The sequence below is a fragment of the Micromonospora sp. NPDC051141 genome, from assembly GCF_044455765.1.
GTDB lineage: Bacteria > Actinomycetota > Actinomycetes > Mycobacteriales > Micromonosporaceae > Micromonospora.
In genome coordinates, this window is record NZ_JBITFD010000020.1 from 81,331 (window position 1) to 92,560 (window position 11,230).

The window sequence follows — 11,230 nt, forward strand, 5'->3', positions numbered from 1 at the left end:
ACCCCCGGGGCCCTCGTCCCGAAAAGCGCACCACCCCCCCGGGGGGGGGGCCCCGCGGCGGCGCCCCCCCGGGGGGGGGGCCGCCCCCCCCCCCGGGGGCCGCCCCCCGCCCCGGCTCACACCTTGCGGAAGCGCGCCTCGGTCACCGCGAACAGCCCGTACGCCGCGAACCCGGCCGCGACCACGAGCAGCAGCGCGGTGCCGTAGGGCTCGCCGGCCAGCGTCCGCAGCGCCGCGTCGAGCCCGCGCGCCCGGTCCGGCTCGTACCGCCACGCCGCCAGGACGAACAGCACCCCGGCGATCCCGTACGCCAGCCCCTTGGCCACGAACCCCGCCGTGCCGAGCCGGCGCACCAGCCGCCGGGTCGCCGCCGCCATCTCGCCGACCCGCAGGTGCTTCTCGAAGCGCCCGGTGACTCCGACGAACGCCAGCCATCCCCCGAGCCCGGCCAGGACCAGTCCCGCCACGAGGACGGTGAGCCGTCCGCCGCTCGACGCGAGCAGGCCCTCGGCGGTGTCCTGCTGGGTGTCGGCGCTTGACGACTTCTTGCCGCGCGCCACCTTCACCCCGCTGAACGCGAGGTAGAGGTAGAACGCGGCCCGGCCGGCCGACGCCAGCCGCTCGGTCGGCCGGCGCTCCCGGAGCATCTCCAGCACCTGCCAGACCGCCATGGCCACCAGCCCGACGACGATCGCCACGACGAGCACCAGGCCGAACGGCTCGTCGGCGATCTCCTGCATGGCGCCCGACTGGTCGCCGTCGGCGGCCGGGCCGCCCGAGGCCACCCGGACGACCACCCAGGCGAAGAGCAGGTGCAGAACGCCGTAGCCGACGAAGCCGGCCCGGGTGAGACGCTCCAGCGTGGGATTGTCGGCGGCGCGGGAAACGGTGCCGCGAGCCCGCGAGGACAGCGATGACATGCGCCGACATTCACCCGTAGCGGCCCCGGCGAAACGTGGCCGAGGCACGCGGGCCCGGGTGGGACGCCGGGCCGCCGCGCGGGGCCGAAGCCGCGAGGCGTCGTCCGTCACCGGCCGGCGGCACGCGCGTCGGCTACCACCGGCCCGGCTCCGGCGACTCCGACCGGTGCGAGAGGCGGGACATCACCGACGCCGCCGGGGCGCCGGTCTCGGCCAGCCACGCGCCGGCCATCGCCACGAGGCTCGGCACGTTCTCGACCGCGTCGGCGATCTGCTCGGCCTCGGCGGTCGACAGGCCGCTGACCCGGCCCCGCAGGTGCGCCACACTCTCGGCCCGCTCGAACGCCGCCACGTCCAGCGTCCGGCCCGGGTGCGCCCCGGCCGGGTCGCGACCGGTGATCAGCACGTGCCCGGCGCCCCGCGGCAGGTGGTCGCGGACGTGCGCGACGTCGTCGACGCCGTCGAACACCAGCAGCCACCGTTCCGGTGGCCCGCCGTCGGGCCGGCCGAGCCGCTGCCGTACCGCCCGGGTCATCTCCGGGACGGTGGGCTGCCGGGGAAGCCCCAGCGCGTCGCCGAGGTCGGCCAGCCGCACGTCGACGAACCGGGGCGGGTCCGCCGGGATCCACCAGACGACGTCGTACGCGCCGCGGAAGCGGTGCGCGTACTCGATGGCGAGCTGTGTCTTGCCGATGCCCGGGCCGCCGCGCAGCACCACCGGGAGACCGGCGCCGGCCGCGGCCCTCAGCTCCTCCCGCAGCCGGCGCAGCAGCTCCGTCCGGCCGGTGAACCGCAGGTTGCGGCTGGGCGGGTTGAACACCACGGCCGGGCTGGCCGGGTAGCGGACGGTCGACACGTCGGGACGCTCGTGCCCGGCCGGCCGGGCCACCCCGAGCAGCCACAGCAGCCGCTCGGCCGCCTCGTCGGCGGTCAGCCCGTGCAGCGAGACCCCGCTGCCGGGCGGCGCCTGCGGCGACGGCGTGCCGTCGTCCACGTGCACGGTCAACCCGACGCCGGCCGTGCGCTGGGCCCGGGAGACCAGGGTGACCTCGCGGGTCACGACATCGGACCGTACCGGCGTCGGCTCGGCCACCTCCGCGACGACCACCGGCAGGCCGACGTCGGCCAGGACGGCCCGCACCCACTCCGCCCAGGCGGTGTCCTCCGGGTCGTGCCGCAGCACGACGAGCTGGTCGGCGACGGCGGACCCCGGTGTGAACCGGGCCAGCGTGCGGCGGCGCAGCGCCTCGTCGATCGGGGGCAACGCCCTGATCCGCCCGTCGGTGAGGTAGCTGGTCAGCGTCTCGTACGCGGCCAGCAGCGTGGTTCCGCCGCCCGCACGGTCGCCGAAGGTGGCCAGCGTCTCCTCGTACGCGTAGGAGGCCCGGTAGGGGACCCCGACGGTGTGCCAGTACGTCCGCCGCTCGGCGTCGGTCATCCCGCCCGGCAGGCCGGCGAAGCGCCGCATCGCCAGCGCCCGGCGGACTTCCGTCCGGCCGGTCCCCTCCTCCACCCGCATCGGCACCGGCAGCACCCGCCGGGTCCGCCGCCCATCGAAGCCGCGGATCCGGGCGGCGACGAACGCGGCTCCGTCGATGCCTCTCTCGCTCAGGGTGAAACAGTCGACCAGCACGTCCGGCAGATGGATGGTGCAGATGTCGGCGACGTCGCTGACGCCGGTGCGGCTGTCGAGCAACGTCCAGTCGTAGTGCCGTTTCATGTCCTCGCGCAGGGCGTCGAAGAAGAGCGCCCCGCCCCGGCGGGCGTAGAAGTCGTCCCAGTCCAGACCGCTGACGCCGCTGCTGTAGTCCGGGTTGTGCCGGCCCGCGAGCAGCAGGTCCAGGCTGCCGCCGCCGGGGAACTCCCAGCCGACCGGGAAGGCGTGCTTCCGCACCCTCGCCATCTGCCGGTGCCAATTGTCGGGCCGGTAGGCCGCCGGGGAGCGCCCCGCGTGCTCGGCCTCCGTGGACCTCCTCGAACTCTCCCACTCGCATTCGAGGATCAGGTCCAGCACGCCGCCGGTGGAGGCGACCTGCTCGGCGTCGAGGAACGGGGCGTAGAACCGGTGCAGGCCCGGCGATTCCAGGTCCCAGTCGGCGACGAGCACCCGCTGGCCGTTGGCGGCGAGGATCCAGGCGGTGTTGGCCAGCGCCATCGTCCGCCCGGTGCCGCCCTGGTACGAGTAGAAGGTGACGATCTGGCCGTCGCGCTCGTCGGTCATCGGTCTTCCCCCCGTCGCTGCTCCGGTGGGTGGTCGCTCATCCGTGGGTGGTCGCCCATCCACCGTCCGGCGAAATCGACAGCCGCCCGGATTCCGAACAGCCGCCCGGTGCCGGCGCCCACCGGCGCGCGTCGGACGGCCGGCAGGGCGTCCATCGCCGCGCCGATCCGCGGGAAGTCCGCGTCGTCCAGGGCGAGGCCGTGGAAGTCGCGCCGGACCCGCCGGCCCGCGTCGTCGAGGACGTAGCAGCGGTACGGGCGCCTCGGCGGGCGCCGGGCGAGCCGGTACTCGGCGAGGTGGAACGCCGTGCAGGCCGCGTAGCCGACGCCGAGCAACAGGACCAGGGCGTCGGCGGCGTACAGGGCGCCGAGCGGGGACCGCTCGCCGAGGTGGCACTCCAGGTCGTGGACACCGGTCACCGTCGCGGCGTCCGGACCGAGTGCGGCGAACGACGTCTGAGGATGCCCGCTGCGCCGCGCGCCGGGTTGCCGGCGGACGTGCTCCGCCAACGCGCCCATGCCCTCCGACGGGCTGTGTCCGGGGCGGAACGGCGCGATGGACGCCTCGACCGCGGTCACCTCCCGCGCGCTCAGGCCGGCGGTACGGGCCCGAAAGGCCGGCGAGGTGATCGAGTTGCCGGCGGTCTGCGCCGGCACCACGACCGTTCCGGCCTCCCCGAGCGTGTCGCGCAGCGCGGCGAGCACCGTGGCCGGTCCCCCCACCACCGGTCCGATCCGGCGCAACGACGCGTGCACCAGCACGGGGCGACCCTCGGTCAGGCCGACAGCCCGCAACGCGGCAGCGAGCCCGGCGCGGTCGATCGGCTCGGTCATCCCCACCACCCTGCCGCACCACCCCGGAGCGCACGGGCGCGGCGCACCTGCCGTACACATCCGACGTGTTGCCGCGCCGTGATCACGGAGGGTAAGCTTTCGGTGTCCACAAGGACCTGCGAGTTTACCAACACCAGTCGAACGCTCCGGTGTCCGCGAAGGAGCCGTGCGGTGATCCCCCTGGGCGGCGGCCATGACCGAGGTTGAGCAGCCGGCCGCGGGTGTTCGGCTCGGCAGCGGCCAGGGCGTGCAGGTCGGCTCCGGTAACGTCCAGCACAACCACTTCCACCACCGGTCACCGGCGGTCGACTGGCCGGTCCAGGTGGGGGTGGTGCCGGCCGAAGCGGACTGTTACCAGGCCCGCCGGCTGGTCCACGGCCGCGAGGGGGCGTCGGGGACGCTCGTCCTGTCCGGGCTCGGTGGAGTGGGCAAGACGCAGGCGGCAGCCAGGGTGGCCCACGCGGCGTGGGCCGCGCGGGAGGTCGACCTCCTGCTCTGGGCGACCGCCTCGACCCGGGACGGGGTCGTCGCCGCCTACGTGCGGGCCGCCGCCGCGGTCGGCGTCGCCACGGTCGACGAGGGGGAGCGGGCGGCCGTCGCGCTGCTCGCCTGGCTCCAGCGGACGGACCGGCGATGGCTGGTCGTGCTCGACGACGTCGCCACCCCGGGCGACCTGCGAGGCTGGTGGCCCCCGACCTCGCCGGTGGGTCGGGTCCTGTTGACCACCCGACGTCGGGACGCCGCGATGACCTCACACAGTCGGGAAACCGCCATGGTCGAACTCTTCACGCCCACCGAGGCGACGCGGTACCTGCAATGCAAGCTCGGTCCGCTCGCCGCCGACGCGGAGGCGGCAGCCCGGTTGGCGGAGGATGTCGGCCACCTTCCGCTGGCGCTCGCGCAGGCAGCCGCGTTCATGATCGATCGTGGTCTCGACTGCGCCGCCTACCGGCGGCGTTTCGCCGACCGCAGGCACCGGCTGATGGATCTGACGCCGGAGAGCGACCTGCTCCCCGACGACCAGTCGATGACCATCGCCACGACCTGGTCCATGTCCGTGGAGGTGGCGAATCAGCTGCGCCCGGTGGACCTGGCCGGGCTGGTGCTCGATCTCCTCAGCGTGCTCGATCCCAACGGCGTGCCCGCGGCGGTGCTCACCACCGGCCCGGTCCTCGACCGGCTCTCCGACGCCCGGTCGTCGACCGTGGACGCCGACATGGTGCGGGACGCGCTGCACGCCCTGGACCGGCTCAGCCTGATCACCTACCGGTCGCCCCGTCCCGTCCGGGTGCACGCCCTCGTGCAGCGGGCCACCCGGGAACAGCTCGGGGAACGACTCGACGAGACGGTCCGGGTCGCGGCGGACGCCCTGTACCAGGCGTGGCCCGGCAACGAACGCGACCACGACCTCGTGGCGCTCCTGCGGGCCAACGCCGCGAGCGTGACGGCCCACGGGGTGACCCGTCGCCGACAAATCCTGCTCGACGACAGCACCGGCGGGCACCCGCTGCTGCTGCGCGTGGGGACCAGCATCGGGCGGGCCGGTCGCGTCGACGCGGCGGTCCGCTACTTCGGACACCTGCACGCGACGGCCACCGCCCAGCTCGGACCGGACCACCCGTTCCTGTCGCACACCCGCTACGAGATCGCCTACTGGCGCGGCGAATCCGGCGAGTTCGCCGAAGCCGCCCGCGCCTTCGAGGAACTCGCCCGCGAGCGGGAGGGCCGGCTCGGCGCGGATCATCCCGAGACCCTGGCCGCCCGCTTCCAGCACGCGTTGTGGCGCGGCGAGGCCGGCGACGCGCCGGGCGCCCTGGCGGCCTTCGAGCGCCTGCTGCCCGTCTACCGTCGGGTCTTCGGTCCCGAGCACGTGGACACGCTGCGGCTACGCTCGCGGCTCGCCTACGTGCGCGGGGAGAGCGGGGACGCGCCCGGGGCGGTGTCGGCGTTCCGGGACCTGCTCGCCGACCGCCTGCGTCTCCTCGGCCCCGACGACCGCGACACGCTGGTGGCCCGGCACCTGGTGGCCCGCTGGCAGGCGATCGCCGGTGACCCGCGGGGCGCCGCCGAGGCCACCCGGGGGCTGGTGGTCGACGGCATCCGGGTGTTGGGTCCCGACCATCCGGACACCTTCCACTTCCGGCACAGCCTCGCCCGGTGGCGCGGCTTCTCCGGGGACGTGGCGGGCGCCCTCGCCGACTTCGCGCAGTTGCTCGGGGACCGGACCCGGGTGCTGGGACCGGATCATCCGTACACCCTGGCGACCCGGTACCAGATCGCCCGCTGGACCGGCGCGGCCGGAGATCGTGCCGAGGCGGCGGACCTGTTCCGGCGCCTGGTGGCCGACCGGGAACGGGTGCTCGGTCCCGACCACCCGGACACCCGCAGCGCGCGCCACAACCTGGCCTACTGGCGCGGCGAGATCGACGAACTGCCCGCCGAGACCAGGCGGCGATCCGACCACTGACCGGCGGCGGCCGGCTCCGGCGGGCGTCGTGGACGGTCGCGTGGTCAGTGGACCGTGTTCTCCTGCGTGTTGCCGTCTCCCACCTGGCATCCGCGCGTGCGGCGTCGCCCGCCCGACGGTCACGACCAGCCGTGCAGCGTGGCACGCATCCCGGCGGTGAACCGCCGGCCGGCCGCGGTCAGGACCCCCAGGCCGTGCAGCGCGTCGAGCGCGTCGAGGGTCCAGTCGCGGTAGCGGCGGTGGCGTGCGGCAGCCTCCGGGCCCGGGCGTCGACGCCACACGTCCGCGACCGCCAGGTGGGCGTACGTGCCGTGCAGCACCCCTTCGACCGGGCGCGGGTCCGCCCGCCACGGCACGGTGAGCAGCCGCGTGTCGTCCCGGTCGACCAACTCGCACACGTCCAGCAACCCGGCGAGCTTGAGGTGCTGCACCTCGTGCACGAGCAGCTCGGCCAGGGCGGCGTCGTCGGGCACCGGGGTGATCGCGACCGCGCCGAAGGCGGACGCGGCGGTGGCGCTGCGGTGCCGACCTCGCCGGTCCGGCCGCAGCGGCACGACCGCCCGCAGCAGCCCCCGTACGCCCGGGGCGTACCCGCCGGCCGTGGTGTCGATCCGCCGCACCGCGGCGGTGAGCTGGGCGGCCCACCGGACGGCGGCGACCGGGCTGAGCCGGGGCGCCACCGGCAGGTCCTGGTAGCTGTCGCGGTACGGATCGAGGTCCTCGATCAGCACGGCGGGATCCTCGGTCCGGCGCGCCGGCCGCCACCCGGGCGGCGGCGCCGCGCCGCGCGGCGGCTCGCCTGACCCGGCCGGCTCCGGCCGGAGCCGAACCGGACCACCCGACGGGGCGTCGACCCCGAGCGGTTCCGGCGGGAGCGGGACGCCACCGACCGGCACGGTGACCGTCCGGCCGCCGGCGCGAGCCCGAAAGCCGCCGGCCACCGCGGTGACGGTGACCGGGCCGGTCGCGTCCGGCCAGTGGAGCGCGCCCAGGGTGGGGAGGCTGAGCACGCCGTCGCGCAGCGGCACGTCGAGGTCGCCCGGGACGCCGGCGCGGATCGCCGCCGCGGCGGCCACCGCGGCGAGCCGGCCGAGGTCGGCCAGCGCCGGCGTCCGGACGCACCGGTGCGCCCACCGGCGGACGAACGGGTGGCCCAGCACGTCGGCCACGGCCGCCGGAGCGGTGACGTCCAGCTCGACCATGCGGTCCCAGGCGGGCCCGGCGAACGGGTGCCCGGCCGTCGCCGGGCTGAGCGCGACCAGCAGCGCGCGGGTCTTGGCCAGGTGCACCTCGGTGAGCTGGCGGACGGAGGTCTCGGTGCCGTACCCGGTGCCGAGGTCGTCGAGCACCGCCGGATCCAGCACGTCCGGCTCCGCACCGGTGTCGGCCGGCGCGTCCGGGCCGCCCGACACGCCGTGGACCAGATAGAGCAGGTCGGGGCAGTACACAGACGGGTTGTCGAAGCCGCTGCCGGCGCGGAAGCGGTGGGCGAACAGCCCGCCGCCGCACCGCCGCACCACGGGACAGGCCCGACAGGTCGCGCAGAGGCCGTCCAGGCCGCTCTGCCGGACCGCGATCATCGGGTGCGCGGCGACCGCGTCCACCGGATGCCGGAAGACGTCCAGGCCGGTGGCGGGCGCGCCGTCGTACGCCGACTTCAGCGAGTCGACCTGCTCGTAGCTGCCGTCGGTCTCGATCACCGCGAGGTCGGCGGCGGCCAGCCCGACCGCCTCGGTGCGGGTCGTACCGCCGGCCGCCGTGGCGAGCAACGAGTCCAGCAGGCGGATCGGCACCGGGCGCCCGTCGGCCGTCCAGGCCCGGTGCACCGCGAGCAGCCAGTCGGCGTACGGGGTGGCGGCGCCGGACGGTCGTGGCGGTGGGCGGTCCCAGTTGGCGTGCGGCAGCAGGAAGTCGATCTGCGGCGGGTCCTCGGCGAGCAGCGCCCGGTAGACCGACACCGGTTCGTTGGCGAGGTCGACGGTGCACAACAGCCCGGCGAAGCTCGGCCGGTACTCCGGGCGGCGCAGCAACGCGAGGGCCCGGAGCACCCGCTCGTGGCTGCTCGCCCCGTTGGCGTAGCGGCGGTGCCGGTCGTTGGCCGCGCGGTCGCCGTCGAGCGAGATGCCGACCGCCACGCTGTGGGTGACCAGCACCTCGGCGATCTCCTCGGTGAGCAGCACCCCGTTGGACTGCATCCGCAGGTCCAGCCGGGTCACCGGGTCGAGTCGGCGGCGCAGCTCGTTCGCCACGGCGGCGAGCCCGGCCGCCCCGGCCAGCAGCGGCTCACCGCCGTGCAGCACGACCCGCACGACGTCGAGCCGGTGCGCGGTGGCGTGCTCCGCGATGCGCCGGCCCGCCGCCGCCACCGTCCGCGGCGACATGGTGTGCGGCTGCCGACGCCAGGACTGGTCGGCGTGCTCGTAGACGTAGCAGTGGTCGCAGGACAGGTCGCACCGACTGACGATCTTGAGAACGTACTGGCTCAGGGGCGTCGGGCGGCGCGGGCTCGGCGGCGTCAGATCGAGGAGCCGAAGGCGGCGACGTCGACGCGGGCCGGCTGGTCCGTGTCGCGGGTGTCGGACAGTGCCACGGCACGGGCCCGGGAGAGCGGGATCTGGCCGAGCGGAGTGCGTCGGAGATCGGCCAGCGGAGCGGTGGTCGTCGGGCGATCCACGTGAGTCCCCCCATCGGACTGGTCGGTCGGCTGGGCCGGCTGGACCGCAGCCGGTGACATCTGTCGATGAGTCTACGGCACGCGCCCCGGGTTGACCCCGGTCGCCGCCGTCACTTCCCGGCGTCCGCTGGGCGCGGACGCCGGCGACGCGGTCGTGTCTATGCTCGTGGTCATGTCCCTGGGGAGCGCGGGCGGCGCCGACCGCTGGTTCGAGTCGGCGACCGGGACGGCCGGCGGGGCCGAGGTGTTCGTCTTCCCGTACGCCGGTGGCATCGCCGCGTCGTTCACGCCCTGGCAGGAGGCGGCCCCGCCGGAGCTGTCGGTGCGGGTCGCGCAGTTGCCGGCCCGGGGTGCCCGGTTGCACGAACCACCCGTCGACGATCTGAGCGAGCTGGTGGCGGAGCTGACGACGGCGGTCACCGAGCGGGCGTCGGGGCCGTTCCTGCTGTTCGGGCACAGCCTGGGCGCGCTGGTGGCGTTCGAGGTGACCCGGGAGCTGCGTCGCCGGGGCGGGCCCGATCCGCTGGCGTTGCTGGTCAGCGGCGCCGAGGGGCCGCAGACCCGGCGGGTGGCGCGGCGCTGCCACGAGCTCGACGACACCGACCTGATCGAGGCGCTGCGCGACTTCGGGGTCACGTCGGCCGCGCTGCTGGCCGACCGGGAGCTGATGGAGCTGATCCTGCCCGGGATCCGGGCCGACTTCGCCCTGTCCGAGCGGTACGCCTACCGTCCCGGACCGCCGCTGGAGCTGCCGGTGCACGTGCTGCTCGGCGACCGTGACGAGCACGTCGACCCGGACCGGGCGGCCGGGTGGGCGCGGGACTGCGCGGCCCCGCCGCGGGTCCACGTGTACGCCGGAGGGCACTTCTTCCTGGCCGAGCACCGGGCGGAGATCCTGGACCTGATGCGACGCATCGTCACCTGTCACACCGCTCCGGCGCATTCCGCGACAAAGGACCGGTAAGGACCCATCGGTCCGCGGGGGCTTCCACGAAGCCGGCCGGCGGACATGGTGGACCGACGAGACGCGGTGCTAGAGTTCGCCATTCCTTCGTCGAGGAACGCCGCTGGTGAGGCGGCACACCGTAGCGCGCCGAGGTGCTGATGAGCCGGCCGTACCTGCCGTCCCTGGTCCTGCGCGACTACCTGCACGCGGTGGCGACCCTCCACCCCCACCTGCGCGGGATGCTCGACTTCGGGCGGCCGGGCGCGGCCGAGGCGCTGGCCGAGCTGGCCGCCACGGTGAGCGAGTTCGACACCGACTCCACCGGCCGGGGCGACTCGTACCGCCGGGCCCAGCGCGACACGCTGGTGCGCTGGACCGGGATGCGGCGCCTGCTGGAGCTGGCCACCCCGGCGGACGCCGAGCCGGTCACCCTGATCCTGGACGTGCTCGGCGGCGACGGCACCGTGGCCCGCGCCGCGAGCAGCCAGTCCGCCTGCTTCGAGTCCAAACTGGCGTTCGTCACCGGTGACGTGTCCGGCCACATGGTCGACCGGGCGCTCGCGCACGGCCTGCCCGCCGTCCGCCAGGCCGCGCACTTCCTCTTCCTGCGCGACGGCAGCGTGGACGCGGTGCTGCTGGCGTACGGCACCCACCACATCCCGGCGCACCGGCGGGCACCGGCGGTGGCGGAGGCGGCCCGGGTGGTCCGCCCCGGCGGCCGGATCGTGCTGCACGACTTCGACGAGTCCAGCCCGATGGCCGGGTTCTTCGCCGAGGTGGTGCATCCGCACGCCGCCGGCGGCCACGACTACCGGCACTTCACCCGCGCGGAGCTGGTCGGCCTGTTCGCCGACGCCGACCTGCCGGTGCGCGTCGTCGACCTGTACGACCCGCTGATCGTGCGCGCCGACACCGAGCAGGCCGCGTACGCCGGGATGCGCGACTACGTCGGCGACATGTACGGCGTCCGGGACTTCTTCGCGACGATCGGCGACGACGCGGTGTGGCGGTTGCTCACCGACCACTTCGACCACACCGGCTACCTGGCCGCGATCGGCGGTCGGGACGGCGTCCCGGTCCGGCCGGTGGTCCACCGGGCCGACGGGCAGTTCGTCGCCGAGGTGCCCCGGATGGCGATCGTCGCGACCGCGACCAGGACGGCGTGACCA

7 protein-coding genes and 1 pseudogene are annotated in these 11,230 nt (G+C 75.3%); 3 read left to right on the forward strand and 5 right to left on the reverse strand.

The window, feature by feature from the left end; translation table 11 throughout:
- Nucleotides 1-116 precede the first annotated feature (116 nt).
- From ACIA6B_RS29520 to ACIA6B_RS29530, 3 genes and pseudogenes are all read right to left on the reverse strand, one after another.
- Nucleotides 117-920 carry a DUF1206 domain-containing protein gene (locus tag ACIA6B_RS29520; RefSeq protein WP_396778327.1) on the reverse strand — a complete coding sequence of 268 codons (804 nt, stop codon included), beginning with the start codon at nucleotides 918-920 and terminating at the stop codon, nucleotides 117-119.
- 136 nt (nucleotides 921-1,056) lie between these two features.
- A pseudogene (locus ACIA6B_RS29525) lies at nucleotides 1,057-3,141 on the reverse strand (KGGVGR-motif variant AAA ATPase); the annotation flags it as partial.
- Complete coding sequence (locus tag ACIA6B_RS29530; protein ID WP_396778329.1) at nucleotides 3,138-3,974, reverse strand: aminoglycoside N(3)-acetyltransferase; 837 nt, start codon at nucleotides 3,972-3,974, stop codon at nucleotides 3,138-3,140. The gene ACIA6B_RS29530 and the pseudogene ACIA6B_RS29525, both read right to left, overlap by 4 nt.
- Nucleotides 3,975-4,167: 193 nt before the next feature.
- Between ACIA6B_RS29530 and ACIA6B_RS29535 the strand changes: the two genes are divergently transcribed.
- Entirely contained in the window at nucleotides 4,168-6,441 is a 2,274-nt protein-coding gene (locus ACIA6B_RS29535; RefSeq protein WP_396778331.1) for a tetratricopeptide repeat protein, read from the forward strand.
- Between the two features lie 119 nt (nucleotides 6,442-6,560).
- Here ACIA6B_RS29535 and ACIA6B_RS29540 read toward each other — a convergent pair whose 3' ends face one another.
- Both ACIA6B_RS29540 and ACIA6B_RS29545 read right to left on the reverse strand, forming a co-directional pair.
- The gene (locus tag ACIA6B_RS29540; RefSeq protein ID WP_396778392.1) at nucleotides 6,561-8,927 is read right to left on the reverse strand and encodes an FxsB family cyclophane-forming radical SAM/SPASM peptide maturase; all 2,367 of its coding nucleotides are present in this window, start codon (nucleotides 8,925-8,927) and stop codon (nucleotides 6,561-6,563) included.
- Nucleotides 8,928-8,956: 29 nt separating this feature from the next.
- Nucleotides 8,957-9,175, reverse strand: coding sequence for an FXSXX-COOH protein (locus ACIA6B_RS29545; RefSeq protein WP_396778394.1), 219 nt, complete (start codon nucleotides 9,173-9,175; stop codon nucleotides 8,957-8,959).
- A gap of 112 nt (nucleotides 9,176-9,287) precedes the next feature.
- Here ACIA6B_RS29545 and ACIA6B_RS29550 point away from each other — a divergent pair, with 112 nt between their 5' ends.
- On the forward strand, nucleotides 9,288-10,079 hold the full coding sequence (locus ACIA6B_RS29550) for a thioesterase II family protein (RefSeq protein ID WP_396778333.1): 792 nt from the start codon (nucleotides 9,288-9,290) through the stop codon (nucleotides 10,077-10,079).
- A gap of 140 nt (nucleotides 10,080-10,219) precedes the next feature.
- Entirely contained in the window at nucleotides 10,220-11,227 is a 1,008-nt protein-coding gene (locus ACIA6B_RS29555; RefSeq protein WP_396778335.1) for a class I SAM-dependent methyltransferase, read from the forward strand.
- The last annotated feature ends 3 nt before the right edge of the window (nucleotides 11,228-11,230 follow it).